At 60.2% G+C, this 21,139-nt stretch carries 19 protein-coding genes; 10 read left to right on the top strand and 9 right to left on the bottom strand.

Annotated elements, in window-relative coordinates:
- Nucleotides 1-14: 14 nt before the first annotated feature.
- From clpA to ACWF8S_RS05015, 3 genes are all read right to left on the bottom strand, one after another.
- Entirely contained in the window at nucleotides 15-2,291 is a 2,277-nt protein-coding gene (gene clpA, locus ACWF8S_RS05025) for an ATP-dependent Clp protease ATP-binding subunit ClpA (RefSeq protein WP_447555751.1), read from the bottom strand.
- Nucleotides 2,292-2,452: 161 nt separating this feature from the next.
- Nucleotides 2,453-2,761: an ATP-dependent Clp protease adapter ClpS gene (gene clpS, locus ACWF8S_RS05020; protein ID WP_447556548.1), complete on the bottom strand. Its 309-nt coding sequence runs from the start codon at nucleotides 2,759-2,761 to the stop codon at nucleotides 2,453-2,455.
- 231 nt (nucleotides 2,762-2,992) lie between these two features.
- Complete coding sequence (locus tag ACWF8S_RS05015) at nucleotides 2,993-5,227, bottom strand: NADP-dependent isocitrate dehydrogenase (protein WP_447555750.1); 2,235 nt, start codon at nucleotides 5,225-5,227, stop codon at nucleotides 2,993-2,995.
- A gap of 230 nt (nucleotides 5,228-5,457) precedes the next feature.
- Here ACWF8S_RS05015 and ACWF8S_RS05010 point away from each other — a divergent pair, with 230 nt between their 5' ends.
- The 8 genes from ACWF8S_RS05010 (at nucleotide 5,458) to ACWF8S_RS04975 (ending at nucleotide 13,705) form a co-directional block, all read left to right on the top strand.
- Nucleotides 5,458-6,072: a pseudouridine synthase gene (locus ACWF8S_RS05010; RefSeq protein WP_447555749.1), complete on the top strand. Its 615-nt coding sequence runs from the start codon at nucleotides 5,458-5,460 to the stop codon at nucleotides 6,070-6,072.
- Nucleotides 6,069-6,506, top strand: a complete 438-nt coding sequence (locus ACWF8S_RS05005) for an NUDIX domain-containing protein (RefSeq protein ID WP_447555748.1) — start codon at nucleotides 6,069-6,071, stop codon at nucleotides 6,504-6,506. Before ACWF8S_RS05010 ends, ACWF8S_RS05005 begins: the two co-directional genes overlap by 4 nt.
- A gap of 127 nt (nucleotides 6,507-6,633) precedes the next feature.
- Nucleotides 6,634-7,758, top strand: coding sequence for a tRNA 2-thiouridine(34) synthase MnmA (mnmA, locus tag ACWF8S_RS05000; RefSeq protein ID WP_447556547.1), 1,125 nt, complete (start codon nucleotides 6,634-6,636; stop codon nucleotides 7,756-7,758).
- Complete coding sequence (gene hflD / locus ACWF8S_RS04995) at nucleotides 7,755-8,396, top strand: high frequency lysogenization protein HflD (protein ID WP_447555747.1); 642 nt, start codon at nucleotides 7,755-7,757, stop codon at nucleotides 8,394-8,396. The genes mnmA and hflD overlap by 4 nt, the downstream gene beginning before the upstream one ends.
- A 48-nt stretch (nucleotides 8,397-8,444) precedes the next feature.
- The gene (purB, locus tag ACWF8S_RS04990) at nucleotides 8,445-9,830 is read left to right on the top strand and encodes an adenylosuccinate lyase (protein WP_447555746.1); all 1,386 of its coding nucleotides are present in this window, start codon (nucleotides 8,445-8,447) and stop codon (nucleotides 9,828-9,830) included.
- 27 nt (nucleotides 9,831-9,857) lie between these two features.
- Nucleotides 9,858-11,036, top strand: coding sequence for a JmjC domain-containing protein (locus ACWF8S_RS04985; protein WP_447555744.1), 1,179 nt, complete (start codon nucleotides 9,858-9,860; stop codon nucleotides 11,034-11,036).
- Between the two features lie 257 nt (nucleotides 11,037-11,293).
- Complete coding sequence (locus tag ACWF8S_RS04980) at nucleotides 11,294-12,889, top strand: isocitrate lyase (RefSeq protein ID WP_447555743.1); 1,596 nt, start codon at nucleotides 11,294-11,296, stop codon at nucleotides 12,887-12,889.
- A gap of 348 nt (nucleotides 12,890-13,237) precedes the next feature.
- Nucleotides 13,238-13,705 carry a glycine zipper 2TM domain-containing protein gene (locus ACWF8S_RS04975; protein ID WP_447555742.1) on the top strand — a complete coding sequence of 156 codons (468 nt, stop codon included), beginning with the start codon at nucleotides 13,238-13,240 and terminating at the stop codon, nucleotides 13,703-13,705.
- A 95-nt stretch (nucleotides 13,706-13,800) separates the two neighbouring features.
- Here the strand turns inward: ACWF8S_RS04975 and ACWF8S_RS04970 are convergent, their stop codons facing one another.
- Entirely contained in the window at nucleotides 13,801-14,079 is a 279-nt protein-coding gene (locus tag ACWF8S_RS04970) for a hypothetical protein (RefSeq protein WP_447555741.1), read from the bottom strand.
- A 185-nt stretch (nucleotides 14,080-14,264) separates the two neighbouring features.
- On the opposite strand from ACWF8S_RS04970, the gene ACWF8S_RS04965 reads away from it, so the two are divergent.
- Nucleotides 14,265-14,747 carry an FKBP-type peptidyl-prolyl cis-trans isomerase gene (locus tag ACWF8S_RS04965; RefSeq protein WP_447555740.1) on the top strand — a complete coding sequence of 161 codons (483 nt, stop codon included), beginning with the start codon at nucleotides 14,265-14,267 and terminating at the stop codon, nucleotides 14,745-14,747.
- Between the two features lie 73 nt (nucleotides 14,748-14,820).
- Here ACWF8S_RS04965 and nikR read toward each other — a convergent pair whose 3' ends face one another.
- From nikR to ACWF8S_RS04940, 5 genes are all read right to left on the bottom strand, one after another.
- Entirely contained in the window at nucleotides 14,821-15,222 is a 402-nt protein-coding gene (gene nikR / locus ACWF8S_RS04960) for a nickel-responsive transcriptional regulator NikR (RefSeq protein ID WP_447555739.1), read from the bottom strand.
- Between the two features lie 10 nt (nucleotides 15,223-15,232).
- Nucleotides 15,233-16,423 carry an MFS transporter gene (locus ACWF8S_RS04955; protein WP_447555738.1) on the bottom strand — a complete coding sequence of 397 codons (1,191 nt, stop codon included), beginning with the start codon at nucleotides 16,421-16,423 and terminating at the stop codon, nucleotides 15,233-15,235.
- 71 nt (nucleotides 16,424-16,494) lie between these two features.
- A complete protein-coding gene (locus ACWF8S_RS04950) occupies nucleotides 16,495-17,124 on the bottom strand; it encodes a C40 family peptidase (RefSeq protein WP_447555737.1) in 630 nt (209 codons plus the stop codon).
- Between the two features lie 89 nt (nucleotides 17,125-17,213).
- A complete protein-coding gene (locus tag ACWF8S_RS04945) occupies nucleotides 17,214-19,676 on the bottom strand; it encodes a DUF1266 domain-containing protein (RefSeq protein ID WP_447555736.1) in 2,463 nt (820 codons plus the stop codon).
- 197 nt (nucleotides 19,677-19,873) lie between these two features.
- On the bottom strand, nucleotides 19,874-20,116 hold the full coding sequence (locus ACWF8S_RS04940) for a GlsB/YeaQ/YmgE family stress response membrane protein (RefSeq protein WP_447555735.1): 243 nt from the start codon (nucleotides 20,114-20,116) through the stop codon (nucleotides 19,874-19,876).
- Between the two features lie 153 nt (nucleotides 20,117-20,269).
- Here ACWF8S_RS04940 and ACWF8S_RS04935 point away from each other — a divergent pair, with 153 nt between their 5' ends.
- Entirely contained in the window at nucleotides 20,270-21,139 is an 870-nt protein-coding gene (locus tag ACWF8S_RS04935) for a D-hexose-6-phosphate mutarotase (RefSeq protein WP_447555734.1), read from the top strand.

Raw genomic sequence — 21,139 nt, 5'->3', positions numbered from 1 at the left:
GGCGGCTTATCGCCCTACGGGGCGTCAGCCATTTCCGATTCGGTCGAAAGCGAAAGCTCGCCCCCTTCCAGACTCACGTGCACGATACCGCCGTGCTCGGCCAGCTCGCCGAAGAGAATCATCTCGGCCAGCGGCTTTTTCAACTTCTCCTGAATCAGGCGGGCCATTGGACGCGCGCCCATATCCGGGTCGTAGCCCTTGTCCGCCAGCCACTCTCTCGCTTCCTCGTCCACATCCAGTTGAACACGTTTCTCGTCAAGCTGAGCTTGAAGCTCGATAAGGAACTTGTCGACCACGTTGCGCACCACGGTTGTGGGCAGCGAATGGAACTGAATGATGCTATCCAGACGGTTGCGGAACTCCGGCGAGAACGTCCGCCGAATCACTTCCATGGCATCTGTCGAATGGTCCTGGCTCTGGAAGCCGATGGAGCGACGCGAAGCCTGTTCGGCACCGGCGTTAGAGGTCATGATCACGATCACGTGGCGGAAGTCCGCTTCGCGGCCGTTGTTGTCGGTCAAGCGGCCATGGTCCATGACCTGCAGCAGCAGGTTGAACACTTCCGGGTGCGCCTTTTCGATCTCGTCGAGCAGTAGCACACAGTGCGGCTGCTTGTTGACCGCCTCGGTCAGAAGCCCGCCCTGGTCGTAGCCCACGTAGCCCGGCGGCGCGCCGATCAACCGTGAGACCGTATGGCGCTCCATGTACTCGGACATGTCAAAGCGCACCAGATCGATGCCCATGATATGGGCAAGCTGCTTGGCCACTTCGGTCTTGCCCACCCCGGTCGGGCCGGCAAACAGGAAGCTGCCCACCGGCTTGTCCGGTGCTTTCAAGCCGGCGCGGGAAAGCTTGATCGCTGCCGACAGCGAGTCGATCGCCTCGTCCTGGCCGAACACCAGCATCTTGAGATCACGGTCAAGCTTTTCGAGCTGCTTGCGATCCGAACTCGACACGCTTTTCGGCGGAATGCGCGCGATGGAGGCGACCACCGCCTCTACCTGATCGACATCGATGGTATCCACGCGCATCTCGGAAGGCAGCATGCGCTGGTGCGCACCGGCCTCGTCGATCACGTCGATCGCCTTGTCCGGCAGAAAGCGGTCGTTGATGTAACGGTCCGCAAGCCGCGCCGCACTTTCAAGCGCGCCGTCGGTGTACTTGAGTTCGTGGTGTTCCTCAAAGCGCGAGCGCAGCCCCTTGAGAATCTTGATGGTGTCATCCACCGAAGGGGCCGGCACGTCGACTTTCTGAAAACGACGGGCAAGCGCACGGTCTTTCTCGAAAATACCGCGAAATTCCTGAAAGGTGGTCGAACCGATGCAGCGAAGCTCGCCGGACGACAGCAGCGGCTTGAGCAGGTTCGAGGCGTCCATGACGCCGCCAGAGGCCGCCCCTGCACCGATCACCGTATGGATCTCGTCGATGAAAAGAATCGCGTTGGGCTGCTTTTTGAGCTCGCCCAGAAGACTTTTCAAACGCTTCTCGAAATCGCCGCGGTATTTGGTGCCGGCCAACAGCGCGCCCATATCCAGCGAATAGACGACGGCGTCGGCAATGACATCCGGCACGTCCTCTTCCACGATGCGCTTGGCAAGGCCCTCGGCGATGGCCGTCTTGCCCACACCCGCTTCGCCGACGAGAAGCGGATTGTTCTTGCGCCGCCGCGCCAGAATCTGTACCACACGCTCAAGCTCGTGATCGCGCCCGATGAGCGGATCGATCTTGCCAAGCCTTGCCTGCTCGTTGAGGTTGCTGGCGTAGCCGGTCAGCGGATGCGCTGCCCCTTCGGCACTGGTCTCTTCCACCTCTTCACCCTCTTGCGGTGAAGAAGAATTCGACGAATTATGGCCCGCTACCTTCGAGATACCGTGGGCGATGTAGTTGACAGCATCCACCCGCGCGACGTTCTGCTGCTTCAGGAAGTAAACGGCCTGACTCTCCTGCTCGGAGAAGATCGCTACCAGTACGTTGGCGCCGTTGACTTCGCTTTTGCCTGATGACTGTACATGGAATACCGCGCGCTGAAGCACGCGTTGAAAACCGAGCGTGGGCTGCGTTTCACGCTCGCTCTGGCCTTCCGGGATCAAAGGCGTCGTCGAATTGATGAAATCCTGCAGATCGGACCGCAGCTTGTCGAGGTTTGCCCCACACGCTTTCAGCACATCAATGGCCGAGGCGTTATCCAACAGCGCCAACAGCAGGTGCTCGACGGTCATGAACTCGTGGCGCTTTGAGCGAGCCACGGTAAACGCCGTGTTCAGGGTCAGTTCAAGTTCTTTGCTCAGCATGGCAGTCCCCTTTTCGCTACTTCCCGGAGTGGCTCGCACTCGGGACTTGCGTCGGATCAATGAAATCGACCGGCACTTTCAACATCGGGTACAAATGCCCCTGTTGCAAGTCCCGCTGCCACTTTTTTTCAACGCCCTGCGTTAGCTTGCCAGCGCATTGATCAGTCGGCGGCTTCGATATCGCTCATTAGCGGGTGCTCGCATTCGCGGGCATATTCGTTGACCTGATGGCTTTTCGTCTCCGCGATATCGCGAGTGAAAATGCCGCAGGTCGCTTTACCCTGGGTATGCACGGCGAGCATGATTTCTACGGCTTTTTCATTGTTCATGTTGAAAAAGCCTTGCAGCACTTCAATGACGAACTCCATCGGCGTGTAGTCGTCGTTATGAAGCACCACTTTATATAACGGCGGCTTGGCAAGCTCGGGTTCTGAGGCTTGTACATCCAGGTCGTCGTCATACTCGGGCATATCCGGGCGTGTCATGCCTAGAACAAGGCTGTTCAGGCAAGGGCTTTCGAAATTGGGCATAAAGCGTTGCGATCGTCTCTGTGCTGACAGGCGGATGTTGCAAGCAGGCTTGCTTTAAGACGCCCAGGTTCAGCAAGGGTTCATGGAAAAACAAAATTATCACACTGGATAATACAAAAAACCCCCGCCCGACGAGCGGACGAGGGGTCGTTGTTGCCATGAGGGCTTTGCCTAGCCTTTAGCTACCATGGCAAGCGCATCGTTGAAGGTCTTGCTTGGACGCATGGCCTGGCTTGCAAGTTCGCGATCCGGATGGAAATAGCCCTTGATATCCACCTTCTTGCCCTGGGCGCCGTTGAGCTCGTCCATGATCCTGGACTCGTTGTCACGCAGCGTTTTGGCCAGACGCGTGAACAGCGAGTGAAGCTCGGCGTCCTGATCTTGCGCGGCCAGCGCCTCGGCCCAGTAGAGGGCGAGGTAGAAGTGGCTGCCCCGGTTGTCGATTTCGCCGGTCTTGCGCGAAGGCGACTTGTTGCTGTCCAGGAACTGGCCGGTGGCTTCATCCAAGGCGTTGGCCAGTACCGTGGCACGCTTGTTATCAAACGTGCTGCCCAGATGCTCCAGCGATGCGGCCAGGGCCAGAAACTCGCCCAGCGAATCCCAGCGCAGGTGGTTCTCTTCGACCAGCTGCTCTACGTGCTTGGGTGCGGAGCCGCCGGCGCCGGTTTCAAACAGACCACCACCGTTCATCAGCGGAACGATCGAGAGCATCTTGGCACTCGTGCCAAGCTCCATGATCGGGAACAGATCCGTCAGGTAGTCGCGCAGCACGTTACCGGTGACCGAAATGGTGTCTTCACCCTTGCGAATACGTTCGAGTGAAACGTTCATCGCCTCGACCGGCGCGAGGATACGGATATCCAGGCCGTCGGTGTCGTGGTCGGCAAGATAGGTTTCTACCTTGCCGATCAGCTTGGCATCGTGAGCGCGGTTGGCGTCCAGCCAGAAGATCGCCGGCGTGGCGCTTTCGCGGGCCCGGTTGACGGCCAGCTTCACCCAGTCCTTGATCGGCGCATCCTTGGTCTGACACATCCGCCAGATGTCGCCGGCTTCCACATCGTGGCTGAACAGCGTCTGGCCGTTGTCATCGGTGACCACCACGGTGCCGTCGGCAGGAATGTGGAAGGTCTTGTCGTGAGAGCCGTATTCTTCGGCTTTCTGGGCCATCAGGCCCACGTTGGGTACGCTGCCCATGGTGGTCGGATCAAAGGCGCCGTGCTTTTTGCAATCCTCGATCACGCTCTGGTAGATCGTGGCGTAGCAACGGTCCGGAATCACCGCCTTGGCGTCCTGGAGTTCGTCGTTTGCATTCCACATCTTGCCGGAATCGCGAATCATCGCCGGCATGGAGGCGTCGATGATCACGTCACTGGGCACATGCAGGTTGGTGATGCCCTTGTGCGAGTTGACCATCGCCATCGGCGGGCGTTCCTTGTAGAGCGCGTCGATGTCGCTCTTGATCGCCTCAGACTGCTCGCTGGGCAGCTTCTCGATCGAGCTGTAAAGATCGCCCAGGCCCGAGGCCGGGTTGAAGCCTGCCTGCTTCAGCGCATCAGAGTGCTTTTCCAGCGCCTCCTTGTAGAACTCTTCCACCACGATGCCGAACATGATCGGGTCGGAAACCTTCATCATGGTGGCCTTCAGGTGAAGCGAGAACAGGACATTGCGCTTCTGGGCATCCTGGATTTCGCTGTCGATGAAGCTGCGCAGCTTGCGACTACTCATGGACGCGGCATCGATCACCTCACCTTCCTGCACTGCCAGGTTCTCTTTCAAGAGCTTGGTGGTGCCGTCTTGCTGCTTGAGTTCGATCTTGAGCGTACCGGCTTTTTCCATCACCGCCGACTGCTCGCTGCCGTAGAAGTCGCCGTCGTTCATATGCGCCACGTGAGAGTCGGAATCCTTGCTCCACTCGCCCATGCGGTGCGGGTACTTGCGCGCGTAGTTCTTGACCGACTTGGGTGCGCGACGGTCCGAGTTCCCTTCACGAAGTACCGGGTTGACGGCGCTGCCCTTGGCCTTGTCGTAAGCGGCCTTGATGGCCTTGTCTTCGTCGTTTTGCGGCTCTTCGGGATAATCCGGCAGGTCATAGCCCTGGCTTTGCAACTCTTTGATGGTCGCTTTGAGCTGCGGGCCGGAGGCGCTGATATTGGGCAGCTTGATGATGTTGGCTTCAGGCGTGGTGGCAAGCTGGCCAAGCTCGGAAAGATCGTCGCTTACCCGCTGTTCACTGCTCAACCGATCGGGAAACTGTGCCAGCACACGGGCTGCCAGCGAGATATCGCGCGTCTCGACCTCGACACCTGCGGAGTCGGTGAAGGCATCGATAATCGGTAACAGTGAGTAGGTGGCAAGCGCGGGGGCTTCATCGGTGAGCGTATAAATGATCTTCGGCGTTTTGGACATTTTGCGTTAACCTCGTTTCTGTCGCTGTCACTAAAAAATTTCTAACCGGCTTACTTGTTGAGTCACACCGCAAAGCAGGTAAAGCACGCGGCTTTGGCCCTGTTGACTAGCACTTGAGCGTCCGGGGTGACAATGATGCCAGCACCACATTGAGTATTTGTGTATTTCAGCGCTGCACTTTACCCCTTTATGCGATTGTCGACAAATTCACCCCGCCATACGAGAGCCTGATGAGCACGCTGTATCTACTTCACAAGCCCTACAAGATGCTGTCTCAGTTTACCGACACCGAAGGCCGAGCGACGCTTTCTGATGTGATCGATGTACCCGGGGTCTACGCGGCGGGCCGGCTCGACTACGACTCTGAAGGATTATTGCTGCTAAGCGATGACGGCGCCCTGATTCACCAGATCGCTCACCCCCGCCACAAGCAGCCCAAGACCTACTGGGCCCAGCTCGAAGGGGTGATCGACGACACGGCGCTGGGCGCGCTGCGCACAGGCATCACGCTCAACGACGGTCCGACTCGCCCAGCCAAGGCGCGGCGCATTAAAGCCCCGGCTATTGGCGAGCGCACCCCGCCGCTCGACCCCAGGCGCCACCCCGACACCTCGTGGCTCGAACTCACCATTACCGAAGGGCGCAACCGCCAGGTACGCCGCATGACCGCCCACGTGGGCTTTCCTACGCTTCGCCTGGTGCGCGCTGCCATCGGCGCCTGGCGCCTTGACGATTTAGCGCCGGGTCAGTGGCGCAAAGAGACCTTGCACGCCCCCAAGGCGCTGACCAGACCCGGCGGACAAAAGCGCCCCGGGCAAAGACTGCGGAGCAGAAGAACGTCATGAAACGCATCCACGCCACCGCCGCCTGCGTGATCGAGCAAGATGGGCGCTACCTGATGGTCGAAGAGGAGCGCGGTGGCCCATTCACGCTTTTCAACCAGCCTGCGGGGCATATCGAACCCGGTGAGGGGCCGATGGCGGCGGCGCTGCGCGAAGTCGAAGAAGAGACCGCCTGGCGGGTACACTTGACCCGTTATCTGGGGCTCTGGGTATTCCACACCGCGGATAGAACCTTTCACAGCCACGGCTTTACCGCCACGCCGGACACCCATCTGGCAACGCCCCTGGACGCCGATATTCACGCCACCCACTGGCTGACGCTTCACGAAATCAGAACTCTCGAGCGCGCAGGCAGGCTGCGTAGCCCCCTGGTGGTCAAGCGCATCGAAGCCGCCCAGGCGCAGCGCCACTACCCGCTGAGCGTGATCAGCGAGTGAAGCACTCGAAGCGCCAAGCGTCCATCGTGTATAATCGCGGCCAACTGCATACCACTTCAAGAGGATGGCAATGACATCCACTCACAGCACAATCGCCGCACCTGGCACCGGAGCGCCGGCCACCGGGATGCCGGCCACCGGGATGCCGGCCACCGACAAGGTGATCGTCGGCATGTCCGGCGGCGTCGACTCTTCCGTTTCAGCGCTTTTGCTCATGCAGCAGGGCTATGAGGTCGAAGGGCTCTTCATGAAGAACTGGGACGAGGACGACGGCACCGAGTACTGCACCGCCAAGGAAGACCTGGCGGATGCCGAGGCCGTGTGCCAGAAGCTTGGCATCAAGCTGCATACCGCCAACTTCGCCGCCGAGTACTGGGACAACGTGTTCGAGCACTTTCTGGCCGAATACAAGGCTGGGCGCACCCCGAACCCGGACATCCTGTGCAACCGGGAAATCAAGTTCAAGGTGTTCCTCGACTACGCCAAGATGCTTGGCGCCGACAAGATCGCCACCGGCCACTACGTACGCCGCGGCGAACGAGACGGCCGCCCGCGACTTTTGAAAGGGCTCGATGGCAACAAGGATCAAAGCTACTTCCTGCACGCGGTACCGGAAGCCGCTATCGCCAAGACGCTCTTCCCGGTGGGCGAGCTGGAAAAGCCTGCGGTACGGGCGTTGGCCGAAGAATTTGGGCTGATCACGGCGAAGAAGAAGGACTCCACCGGTATCTGTTTTATCGGCGAGCGCCGCTTCAAGGACTTTCTGCAGCAGTACCTGCCTGCAAAGCCCGGCAAGATCGAAACCGCCGAGGGTGATGTGATCGGCGATCACATGGGCCTGATGTACTACACCCTGGGCCAGCGCCAGGGGCTGGGAATAGGCGGGCTTGCCAACTATTCCGAAGAGCCCTGGTACGTGGTGGGCAAGGACCTTGAGCGTAACGTCCTGCAGGTGGTGCAGGGCAAGGCGCACACGCGCCTGTACACCAACGCACTTTCCACCGAGGCGATGGACTGGGTGGCCGGTGTTGCGCCGGCTCTGGATGGCCGCTTCACCGCGAAGACCCGTTACCGCCAGAGCGATTGCCCCTGCTTTGTACGTACGCTAAGCGATAACAGCGTGGAAGTAATCTTCGACGACCCCCAGTGGGCGGTAACGCCGGGGCAGTCGCTGGTTCTTTACGATAATGATATCTGCCTTGGGGGCGGCGTCATTCGCGCCGCCTGGAATGCCACCGAGGTCGCTGCATGAGCCCGACCACGCCGATCCACCGCGCCCCGGACACTCCCGCTGCCCGCCAGGCCCTGGCGCTTGCCGGGGTGTTCCAGGCGGCAAGCCTCGTTGACGAGCTTGCCCGCACGGGCCAGGTGGAACCGCGCGCCTGGGAAACCCTGATCAACGCGACCCTCGATACCGACCCGGCAAGCTTCGAGGCGATCTACGGCGGCCACCCCAACAACCTGCGCCGGGGACTCGAAACCCTGGAGGCGCTGGTGGGGCGCAAGCAGGCCAACCCGGTGGTGCTTCGCTACGGCTTTTCGATGCTGATGCTGATGAACAAGCTGCGCGGTGATACCCAGATGCTCGCAACGCTTGGCGAGAAGCTTCAGCATGTGCAGGGCCAGGCGGAGCACTTCGGCCCGGTGCATGAAAACGTGATCGCAAGCCTGGGTGAAACCTACCAGGAGACGATCTCGACGTTCAAGACGCGCATCGTGGTGCAGGGTGACCCGTCGCTTTTGCAGACCCGCATGATGCCCGAGCGGGTGCGCGCCTGCTTGATGAGCGGTATCCGCTTCGCCCTTCTGTGGCATCAGCAGGGCGGCCGGCGCTGGAAACTGGTATTCCAGCGCAAGGCGCTTCGCCGCGCCCTCGACAGCCTGAGCTAGGATCTGTCATAGACTTCGACTTTTTTGATCATCTTTGGAAACCTTGCCATGCAACTCACCGCTTTGACCGCTCTCTCCCCTGTTGACGGCCGCTACGCCTCTAAGGCTTACGTGCTTCGAGAACACTTCAGCGAATTCGGCCTGATCCGGGCTCGTGTCATCGTGGAAGTGCGCTGGCTGCAGCGTCTGGCCGAGCACGAGGGCATCACCGAGGTCAGCGCGCTCTCTCAAGATGCCACGGCGTTTCTGGAAACGCTGATCGACGAGTTCTCGGTGACCGACGCCGAGCGCATCAAGGAGATCGAGCGCACCACCAACCACGACGTCAAAGCGGTGGAATACTTTCTCAAGGAGAAGATCGAGGATCAGGCGGAGCTTCACGCGGTCACCGAGTTCATTCACTTCGCCTGCACCAGCGAGGACATCAACAACCTCTCCTACGGCGTGATGCTCACCGACGGCTTGAAGGCCATGCTGCCCACCCTTCACCAGGTGGCCGACGACATTGCAGCACTTGCCATCGCCCATGCAGCGCAGCCGATGCTTTCGCGCACCCACGGCCAGACCGCAAGCCCCACCACGCTTGGCAAGGAAATGGCCAACACCGCCTACCGGCTCAAGCGCCAGCTCAAGCAGATCGAAAGCGTCGAGGTATTGGGCAAGATCAACGGTGCGGTGGGCAACTACAACGCGCACCTGGCGACCTACCCGGAGATCGACTGGGAAGCGAACGCGCGCACGTTCGTGGAGGGGCTGGGCCTTCGCTTCAACCCCTACACCACCCAGATCGAGCCTCACGACTACATCGCCGAACTGTTCGATGCGATCGCCCGTTTCAACACCATTTTGATCGACTTCGACCGCGATGTGTGGGGCTATATTTCGCTTGGCTACTTCAAGCAGCGCACCGTGGAAGGCGAAATCGGCTCCTCCACCATGCCGCACAAGGTCAACCCGATCGACTTCGAGAACTCGGAAGGCAATCTGGGGCTTGCCAACGCGGTGCTCAATCACCTGGCGCAGAAGCTGCCGATTTCCCGCTGGCAGCGCGACCTGACCGACTCCACCGTGCTTCGAAACCTCGGCGTGGGCCTGGCCTACGCGCTGATCGGCTACCACGCGAGTCTCAAGGGCATCAGCAAGCTCGAGGCCAACCCGGCGCGTCTGATCGAGGATCTGGACAATAGCTGGGAAGTGCTCGCCGAGCCGATCCAGACCGTGATGCGCCGTTACGGCATCGAGAAGCCCTATGAAAAGCTCAAGGAGCTGACCCGCGGCAAGCGTATCGACCAGGCAGGCTTTGCCGCCTTCATCGATTCCCTCGAGCTTCCCGGTGAGGTCAAGCAAGAGCTGAAAGCCCTTTCGCCCGCAAGCTACATCGGTAACGCCCAGGCCCAGGCCGAAGCATTGCCCAAGCGCCTTGATGCGCTATAACCCGCGTCGACTCACCAGGAATTCGCCATGAGCCAACATAACGAGCCGCTGACCCTGCTGGGCGATCTGACGCCCGAGGAATTTCTGAAAAGCTACTGGCAGCAAAAGCCGCTGCTGATTCGTGGCGCCATGCCGGATTTCGTCAGCCCCCTGGACCCGGACGAGCTGGCCGGGCTTGCCTGCGAACCCGGTGTCGAGGCGCGACTGGTCGAAGAACAGGGGCCGGAAGGCCCCTGGCAGGTCTCTCAAGGCCCATTCGACGACGCCACCTTCGAACGCCTGCCCCAAAGTAACTGGAGCCTGCTCGTTCAAGCGGTGGACCATTACGTACCCGACGTCGCCGCGCTGATGAAAGCGTTCAGCTTCCTGCCCAACTGGCGCCTCGACGACATCATGGTGAGCTACGCCCCGCCCGGCGGAAGCGTTGGCCCCCACGTGGACCAGTACGACGTGTTTCTGCTCCAGGGCCGGGGTCAGCGGCGCTGGCAGCTGGGTGGCAAGCAGCCCGATGACGCGCCGATCATCCAGGGCATCGACCTGAAGATTCTGGAAACCTTCGAGATCGAACCCGACTCCGACTGGACGCTGGGCCCGGGCGACATGCTCTACTTGCCACCAGGCTGGGCGCACCACGGCGTGAGCCAGACCGAGGACTGCATGACCTTCTCGGTGGGCTTTCGCGCCCCCTCCGCCGACGAGGCGATCACCTCGTTTGCCGACTATCTCGGCGAGCAGTTGCCGGGCTCGAAGCGCTACAGCGATGCCGGCATGGCGCCGGCCGAGAATACCGGGGAGCTCGACGACGCTTCGCTCGAGCGGATGCGTCACTTCATCCTCGAAACGCTCGACCAGCCCAAAGAGCTTGCCCAGTGGTTTGGCCGGGCCATGACCCAACCAAAGTATATGGACCAGGTCATACCGCTTGAAGAGCCACTGGCCGAAGAAACCCTTGTCGCGCAACTACATGCCGGCGAGCCGCTCTTTCACATGCCCGGCTCGCGCATCGCCTGGCGCTCGGAAGCTGGCACCACCACGCTGTTCTTCGATGGCGACGGCCTGGCCTGCAGCGAGGCGCTGGCCCGCCGCATTGCCGATACCACGCCCATGTTTGATGACGTACTGGAGCTCGAAGACGCTCAACGCGTGCTCACGCATCTGGTCAACGCCGGAAGCCTGGGCTTCATGGACGAAGAAGAAGACGAGTAGCGCTGAATACGCGTTACCTCGCAAGCGCCGCTTTCAAGCGGCGCTTTTTTATGCCCGGCCGCTGGCTGGCGTAAAACGACGACGCAATCGCGCCGTTTGAATAAGCCCGTGTCGTTTAACTACGACGGCCACTGCCCCGAAGTGCCAATTGCTGCAGCGCACCACCTCATCGATAGTGAAAACACACTCGCCAGGCAAGAAAGCGGGTAGCAGCGCCCCAAGGGCGTTGGAACGCGAACACTACCGGAGGATGCAACATGACAGGACTGCTTGACGACATCAAAGCCATGGCGCAGCTGCGTGAAGCCCAGGGCGGCAAATGGGATGCCATCAAACCCGAATACGCCGCGCGCATGCGAGCCCAGAACCGTTTTCATACCGGCCTCGACATCGCCCGCTACACCGCCTCCATCATGCGCGCCGACATGGCAGCGTTTGACCAGGACCGCGCGCAGTACACGCAGTCGCTGGGTTGCTGGCACGGCTTCATCGGCCAGCAGAAGATGATCGCCATCAAGAAACACTTTGGAACGACCAAGCGAAGCTACCTTTACCTGTCCGGCTGGATGGTCGCCGCCCTGCGCTCGGAATTCGGCCCCCTGCCCGACCAGTCCATGCACGAAAAGACATCCGTGGCCAGCTTGATAGAAGAGCTCTACACCTTCTTGAAACAGGCCGATGCCTGGGAGCTCAACCACCTGTTTCGCAAGCTCGACGACGCTCAAGAGGCAGGCGATCGCGGCCAAATCGACGAGCTGACACAAAAGATCGACAATTTCGAAACCCATATCGTACCGATCATTGCCGATATCGATGCAGGCTTTGGCAACGCCGAGGCTACCTATCTTCTGGCGAAGAAGTTCATTCTGGCCGGGGCGTGCTGTATCCAGCTCGAAAACCAGGTCTCCGACGAGAAGCAGTGCGGCCATCAGGACGGCAAGGTCACCGTACCCCACGAGGATTTCCTAGCCAAGATCAACGCCGTTCGCTACGCCTTTCTGGAGCTGGGTGTGGACGACGGCGTCATCGTCGCACGCACGGACTCCCTCGGCGCGGGACTGACCCAGAAGATCGCCGTGACCCAGACACCGGGAGATCTGGGGGATCAGTACAACAGCTTCCTCGATGGCGATGTGGTGGAGAACGCCGCCGATATTCATAACGGCGACGTGGTCATCAAGCAAAACGGCAAGCTGGTCAAGCCCAAACGCCTGGCCTCCGGCCTCTACCAGTTCAAGCCCGGCAGCGGCGAGGACCGCGTCATACTCGACTGCATCACCAGTTTGCAAAACGGCGCGGACCTTCTCTGGATCGAGACCGAAAAACCCCACGTGGGCCAGATCGCCAGCATGGTGAACCGGGTTCGCGAGGTGGTGCCGGACGCCAAGCTCGTCTACAACAACTCGCCGTCGTTCAACTGGACGCTCAACTTCCGCCAGCAGGTCTTCGATACCTGGCAAAAAGAGGGCAAGGACGTTTCCGCCTATGCGCGCGACCAGTTGATGAACGCCGAATTTGATGCCACCGAATTGGGCCAGCTTGCCGACGAATGGACACGCAACTTCCAGCGCGACGCCGCCAAGGAGGCGCACGTCTTCCACCACCTGATCACCCTGCCCACCTACCACACCGCGGCGCTCTCCACCGACAACCTGGCGAAGGGCTACTTCGGCGATGAAGGGATGTTGGCTTATGTTGCCGGCGTGCAGCGTCAGGAGATTCGCCAGGGCATCGCCACCGTCAAGCATCAGGACATGGCCGGCTCCAACATCGGCGACGATCACAAGGAGTTCTTCCACGGCGATGCCGCCTTGAAAGCCGGCGGCAAGGACAACACCATGAACCAGTTCTAGATCTTTCGTCTGTGCTGTCTTGCAGTGCATCGGGGCCCGTGCCCCGATGCACTGCTTTACGCACACTTTCTGCCCCACCTTCTTATACAAAGCTTGCACAAAATGCGCGTATTCACTACATTCCAGCGTACTGTTTTCTTCAAAAAGCACGCTTATCCAGCAGACGGGGCACGAGTGTCAGGTGCTTGTTTCTTGCACACTGCTTTCTCATTACGCCCAATGCTTAAAAAAAGTGATCTTTTTCAAGGGAGACTGGTCAAAGCATACGGCTTTGGTTATCTTTTAAAACACTGTTTGATAACTGTGAATATACTACCAGCCGCCTGTGCTGATAGATCTGGAGGTTTTATGAAACGTCTTTTACCCGTTGCTGCTCTTAGTCTTCTGACCCTGGCGGGTTGTGCCAACACCTCCCCCTACTCGGGGGATGTCTATCGGGGCAACCAGGCCCAGACCGGCCAAAGCGTCAGCTATGGCACCATTGTCGCGGTTCGTCCGGTGCAGATTCAGGCTGATAGCCGTGCGGGAGGCCTGCTGGGCACCGGCGGTGGCGCCGTGGTCGGTGGCTTGCTGGGTAACCAGGTCGGCGGCGGTACGGGCCGTCAGTTGGCAACCGTGGCCGGCGCGCTGGGCGGTTCGGTCGCCGGTAGCTCCATCGAAGACCGTGCCAATCGGGTCCGGGCACTGGAAATGGAAATCCGTCGCGATGACGGTAGCGACGTGGTCGTGGTTCAACGCGCCGATCGCCAGTTTCAGGCCGGCCAGCGGGTTCGCCTGATCGGCAGCGGCGGCAACCTGAGTGTCGCTCCCTACTAGGCACTTCGCCAGACCTTGCAAGTGATAAAAAAATGCCCGGCTTTTCAGCCGGGCATTTCACGTATGGCGCGGCAACAAAGGCGCCTCTGAGCCCGCTAGTGCGATAGGCTGCTCGCCCAGTCAGCCAGCTTGATCACCACCAGCGCAATCAGTGCCAGCAAGATGGCGACCAGAATGATTTCTACTGGATTGACCAGCGCAGTGGCGCCCAGCACGGCCAGTGCCCCCACCCATAAATAGCGGTTATCGCCATGGCTTTTAAGCACCCCTGGCAGGAATTTGTCCAGCCCCTGGCTGACACCGCGCTCCCAGTGCTGGTTGGCGAAATAGGCAATGAGAACGAAAGCGATAATCCACAAAAACAAGATCGTCATAGAAGCTCCAGTGGGCGTTATCTTAAAAGGAGAGTGGAAAAGGGATGGAGCTAGGGTATCGCTCGCCCCTTTTTCGCGCAATACCGATCCAGATTAACATAAAGGAAAAACCCGCCCCCGCCCCCTGACAAGCCGGTTCACACGCGTTACCATTAGAGTACATGCACTCACCGAAAGGTTATTCCATGCAAATTGCGCAAAACTCGGTTGTCGCGTTTCACTACACTCTGACCAACGACTCAGGTGAAGTGCTAGACAGTTCTGAAGGCCGCGAGCCGCTGACCTATCTGCACGGCGCTGGCAACATCATTCCGGGCCTCGAAAAAGAGCTTGAAGGCCGTAACGAAGGTGAAAAGCTGAACGTCAAGGTAGCGCCTGAAGAGGGTTACGGTGAAGTTCAGGAACAGCTGATGCAGGAAGTGCCGCGGGATGCGTTCCAGGGCGTCGAGAACGTCGAGCCCGGCATGCAGTTCCAGGCACAGACCCAGGGCGGCCCGCTGATGGTCACCGTCAAGCAGGTCGAAGGCGATACCGTGGTCGTTGATGGCAATCACCCGCTGGCGGGTCAACATCTGAACTTCGATGTGGAAATCGCCAAGGTACGTGAAGCCAGCCAGGAAGAACTCGAGCACGGCCACGTGCACGGCGAAGGCGGCGTAGAGCACTAAGCACGCTCTGCTTGCACGCTATCGAAAAGGGCGGCCTCCGGGCCGCCCTTTTTACGCTGGATAGCTCCCGGATTCAGATTTCCGGAATCAACACCAGCTGGCCATGACGCACGCTGCGCGATGAAATCACCTCATCGGAGAACTGCTGCAGCGCCTTTCCCTCGCCTTTCAAGAGCGCCACCTCCAGACAGCTGTGCGGATTGATATGCACGTGAAGCGTCGAGAGGGTCAAGTCATGATGGTCGTGGGAGTGGCGGGTCAAGCGTCTGGAAAGTTCCCTGGCACCGTGATCGTATACGTACACCAGCGCCCCCATGCACACCCTATTGGACGCTGCCTGCTCCTTCACCTGATTGAGCCCGCTGCGGGTCAGATCGCGTATCGCCTCGGAACGGCTCTGGTAGCCGCGCTCGCGCATCAGCACATCCACTTCGCTTACCAGCTCGTCATCAAGAGTGACCGTTACCCGCTGCATAATTACCTCTTCATTGAATGCCGGCACGCCGTTCGAACCGCCAGAGCCCGAATGCGATGGCAAGCGTGATACTCAACAGTAGCCAGGATCCCACCGCCACGCCCTGCCACTGGGACCAGCGCCAGAACGGCTCGAGCCAGAACCCGCCAACGCTGGCGCCCAGGTAGTAAAACACCAGATAGAGTGCCGATGCGCTTCCCCGCGCCCCTTGAGCGTAACGCCCTACCCAGCTCGACGCGAGTGAATGGGTCAGGAAAAACCCGAAGGCGTTGATGGTCAGGCCTGCAATTACCACGGCAAGCGAGTGAGCCAGAGTGACGGCGGTGCCCAGCATCAGGATCATGATGCCAGCACACATGCAGCCCGCCGGCGAAAAGCGCCGCGCCAGACGACCGGAGACGGTAGAACCGAACGTACCGCCCAGATAGGTCAGAAAGATCAGCCCCAGCGCACTTGCGGCGAGCTGATAAGGCGCGCCCGCCAGGCGAAAGGTGATATAGCTGTACTGGTTGATGAAGATCAGGAAATTGATACCGCCCAGGCAGTAAGCGGCCAACAGCACCGGCGTACGCAGATGGGCGGCCAGATCCCGCATGGCTTGGCGAAGCTGAAACGTTTGGGGCACGAACGCTTGACTGTTGGGCAGCAGCCGCCAGAAAACGGCGCAGCCCAGAAGGGTCATCACGCCCACGACCACGAAGGCCGCCTCGGGTCCGCCCAGGGAGGCGGCCCAGCCGCCCACCACGCGCCCGATGATTCCTCCCAGGGAATTGGCGCCGATATACAGCCCGACCGCGCTCAGCAGTGCCGGTTTATCGAACTCATCGCCCATCCAGGCGATGGCCACAGCGGGAAGCCCGCCCAGCACAAACCCTTGAAGCAGGCGAAGCAGCAATAACGTTTCGAAATTGGGCGCAACGGCCAGCAGCAGCGTCAATATGCCGGCAAGAACCAGCGTGATACGCATGATCGACTCGCGGCCGATCGCATCGGAAAGCGGGCCGAATACCAGCAGGGCGAGTGCCAGCGATAGCGTGGCGAAGGACATCAGAAGGCTTACGCCCAACGTGGAGACGCCGTAGGTCTCCCTCAGCCCTGGCAGCAGGGGTTGGGGAACGTAGAGATTGATAAAGACAAGAAACGAGCCGAGACAGAGCGCCGCTGTGGCGCGCCACCAGGCGCGGGTTTTGGCCTCGATCATGGCGCATCCATTGGTGAGTGGCGCCCAAAACCCAGAGTCAGGCGCCGCCAGAGCGTAATCTGGCCAGTGTGCTAGAAGCCACCTAGCTGAGCAAGGTGAGTCGGCTCCAGTGCCCGACGCGATTGCCAGTAGTGGCGCTGCCAATAACCGTTATTCATGCTCGAGATAATCACGCCCTGAGACGAGGAAGCATGAAGAAAGTAGCCATCACCCATGTAGATGCCTACGTGGTTGTAAGGGCCTGGGGGCCGGAAGAAGACCAGATCGCCCGCCTGCAGTTCCTGGCGGTCGATCAAGCGTCCCTCATGTACTTGATCGGTGGTGGAGCGAGGAAGCTCCAGATTGAACGTATCGCGGTAGATATTTCTGACCAGTCCCGAACAGTCCACCCCTCGCTGGGTGGTGCCGCCAATCCGATAAGGGGTTCCGGACCACCGTTGGTGCTGGGCGAGCAGTGCCTGCTTGATCACCGTAGGCGGGGGCGTCTGAAAACTTCGAAGTTGGGCCAGGGTGTTCTCGATGGGCGACATCTGCGGGTGGATGCCTTTCTCAAGCCCGGGTAGCGACATTGCAAAGTAATCACCCGGGGGCTCGACGCCCTGACGCGACTGGGAGCCTGCGCAACCCGCTAGAAGGGTAATGACCACGCAAACGCCCACAACACGGACAGCTGTCACAGCAAGGTGTGGCAACGAAACCATGTATTCAACCTCTTATGTTATTGATCGAAAGCCAAGCACTTTTTTTCTAGCGAAGGACTATAAGCTAATTACACTGCCTTTGGCGAGCCTCAATGCAGTATGCGTTGATCCCCAGGCAGGGTATCGATATGCAGCGGGGCGAAATGACGCGGTTTGGTGCCCGGAAAATCAAGGCTCGCCCAGGGGCCTGCCAGAATCGGCGCCCCGCATACCCAGGCGACCAGGGCTTGACGGAAACCGGCCAGAAACTCTTCGCGCTCGGGCGTTTCGCCCATGAAGAAGGAGAACCCCGCGTACATGCCCGCCGCATACTCCTGCCAGCCGGCGTAATGCTCATCGGCGAGCTGGTAGGCGCGGTCGAGCGCCTGGGTAAACGCCTCGGGCTCCAGCCAGCCGAGCTGACGTCCAGCAATGGCCAGATCCACCAGTTGGGCAATATCCCAGGCAGCCATATCCATGTCGTTGCAGCCATCTTCGTTGGCGCGCACCCGGCGCAGCCGGAGCAGGTGATGGCGCTCCTCTTCCGCGCAGTCCCCCGACTCCAGAATGGCGATCTCGCTTTCCAGCCGCTCGGGGTTGAGGGTATAGGGGGCGTAATTGATCTGATACTCCTGACGATCACCCGCCTCGAACATGAAGCTCAAAAAGTCCTGCATGTCGGCGGCGCTACTCAAGTGGTAGTGGCTCTCCACCCAGTCGCGAATCGTTGCCCGCTCGCGCTCGCTCTCGGGCTGGGGTTCGCTCCATACTGCGCTGTTGAGGGGGCCGACCAGCGCCATGGCGGTAAAGTGGCTGATACTGGGCCGCTCCCCCGGCTCGCACCAGGTTCCCGGTTGCCAGTCCAGCCAATAAAAGAGACTGCCGGGATCTTCAAGATGCCAGGCGATCTCGCCGATCAATGAATCGTGTTCGGGTTCCGGCAGGCAGCTTTCCCAGGCAAACCACGCCTCCAGCAGACGCTTGGGCGAGGTGTAGAAGCGGCACAGGCAGCTTTTTAAAGCGCCGGCGTAATCGAGCAGCGGCGTCTGCTCGAACAGGTGGCTGTCAAAGGCCATATGCAGGTAGAAGGCAAATTTCTCCGCCATGTGGATGGTGGCCGCGTGGCGACTCACCCCCTTGATGCTTTGGCGCTGGCGAGCTTCATCCGCGCTTAGCTGACCAAACGGTGTCTGCGCGGGGGGCATCACCCCGTGGACGGCATCGGCGGCCAGCTGGTTCAAATGGTGGGCCTGGGCGGGAAGCCAGTAGCGGGCAAGCGCCTCGGCGCCTTCATCGGCATGAAGCCCCAGCGTATCCTGCAGATAGAGCGCGGCGTCGGCGCGGCGCTTTTCCCCCATGAAGGCGCCAGGATCGAGCTGGCGCAGCATGGCATCGGGCTCGCGTACGCAGGCAAGCGCCAGCAGCCAGTGGTGACTGGTAGCTCGCCAGGCCTTGATTCGCGCCCGTGACGCCTCACGCGTGGTTTGATCCAGCAACCCATCAAGCCCGCGGCGCCAAGGGCTGCAGGACGCTTCGAGCAACAGGGTGTGGTGCGCACTGGGTGTCATGTCGCGCCGGTCGATACCCTCAAACAGGCTCTGACCCCGCCGGTAAGCGTTTAGAAGCGAAGGCCAATCGGCGTAGCGTACCGTGATCAGATCGGCGCTGTGAGCGGCAATGTCGTCCGCTTCCTGTTGGCTTAAAAAGCCGGTGCAGACGCCCGCCCAGGCAAGCTCCACCATGCGAAGCCAGTCCCAGGCCGCCCACTCAAGCGGCTCATTGTCGCCAACGAAGTGTGTCAATACCGGCGCATAGGCAAACTCGTCCCCCGCGCCACGTTGCCATTCAAGGCGCTGGGCGTGATCCATGCCGACAAGCTCACGGGCTTCGATATCCCAGCGCTGGCGGTCGCCCTGGGCGCTGAGCCACAGGATGACGCCTAAAAGCTGCTCGCGATCGCCCACCTGCCAGATACGCAAGAGCCACTGGCGCGCATCCGGCCAGTCGCCGGGGGCGGCCGGATGAAACATGACCGGGCGAAACAGCGCGCCAAGCCGCCAAGGCTGGGCACCCGGCGCCTGGGGCCAGATCGGGCCCGGGTCGGGCGCCGCCATCAGCGCTTTTTCAAACTGCGCCCAGGTGATACCGCTTGCCTCACTCTCATAGCGGGTAAGCGTCTGGCACGCTTCGTGAAAATGTTCATGGCCTTCCGCTGACGCACTTTCGCTCACCACTCGGCGAAGATCGAAAAGCCAGCTTCGCAAGTCGTGATACTCGCAAGCCACACGGTGCATGACATGATGTGCCCAGGCAGTGGCCTGTTCGACGGTGATCCAGCCGGCGGCTCCTGCCAGCGCCGTCCACTCGAGCGCGCCCAGAAGATGATGGGGGTTGGCGCTGGTCGCGCCCAGCCCGTGCAGGAACTTTTCAACCAGCTCCCCCCGATGGGTAATATCCAACGCCTGCAGCCGCGTTTCAGCTTTTGCACACTCCATCGCCAAAGGATGCGATGTAAATGCCCCATCGCACAGCAGCAGCTGTTGGGCCCACCAGGCAGTTAATGCATCGGCCAAAAGACACCTCGAAAACGACACTCGGCAACGCGCCAGAACAAAGCGCCCTAGTGTAACGGAAACTCCTCGCAAGACCGATAGCAAGACGAGGCAATTAACCAAAAACACCGCCGCAGGTAGTAACCTGCGACGGTGTCTTGAAAATCAGCCGATGCTGTTTTAAATATCGTTATGACAAGCGGGCGAAAAGCCCTGCACTAGGCGCGCCGCACCTTGCTGATCACCCACAGAAGCACTACTGCACCCACGGTTGCCGTGACCAGCGAGCCGATGAAGCCCCCAGCGGACAGACCCAGCAGGCTGAACAGAAAACCGCCAATCACCGCACCCACGATGCCCACGCCGATATTGGCGATAATACCAAAGCCGCCGCCACGCATAATGTTGCCAGCGATCCAGCCAGCCAAGCCACCGATAATAAGCCATGCTAAAAAGCCCATAATTCCTCCTTGGTTTTCACTTATGCGAAGGTTTTACCTACCTTGCGCGCCTGTCCTAACATAGCACACAGGGCGACGGTCTTGCCCAATTTATGTCCACCTGGTTTACAAACCGGGCACACTGTTACTATATGCCTTATTTGAGGAAACACCATGATTCCCGACTCCCTTGACGCGCTCGTCCTTGATGTGGATGGTCAGGTTCAGACCACCTGGCAGGACAGAGAGGTGGTGATCTTCAACATGGCGTGGGGAGAAATGGTCATCAGCCTCCAAGGTGGCCAGGTACTCCACTTCAAACCCAGGGGTGCTTCACCGTGGCTATGGGTCACTCCCGACCCTCAACCCCTTCCTGGCCTCATCCGCGGTGGCATACCGCTTTGCTGGCCCTGGTTTGCCGACGAGCGCTACGCCGATGAGTCCCCCGAGCGCGACGGGCCCTTTCACGGCCTGGCACGCCAGGCCATGTGGCGCCTGGAGGCTGTCGACGAGCACGCCGAAGGCATCGAGGTACATCTCTGTCCGACCGAGCGCCTGCACAGTCAGCTTACCGCGCGCGCGGTCGTCCAGGCCAATGCCCAGCGTCTAAACGTGGAGCTGATCAGCGAAAACATCGGCGAAACGCCGGTGAAGATCAGCGCCGCACTCCACAGCTATCTCAGCGTGGCACATACCCATCAGTGTCGGCTGGAAGGGTTGGCCGGGGCGCGCTATCTGGACAAGCTGAAGGACTTCGCCGAGAGCGAGCAGCAAGGCACCCTCACCGTCCAGGGTCAGGTGGATCGCATCTACCATACCAACGAGGCGGTAACCCTCGATGACGGCGAACGCACCTTGCGCGTGGCGAAGCAATCAAGCGACTCCACCGTGGTGTGGCACCCAGACCATGTGCTTCCCACGGATATTCCAAAAGAAGCTGCCTACCATTTCATATGCATCGAGGCCGCCAACACCCGTCTGGATCCGGTATGGCTGGTGCCCGGCGCTCAGCACCTTCTAGGCACCACGCTAAGCGTGGGTTGA

This window comes from Vreelandella xerophytica (genome assembly GCF_968048975.1).
The sequence above is the reverse complement of the archived record's forward strand: the minus strand, read 5'-3'. Positions and strand labels throughout refer to the sequence as shown.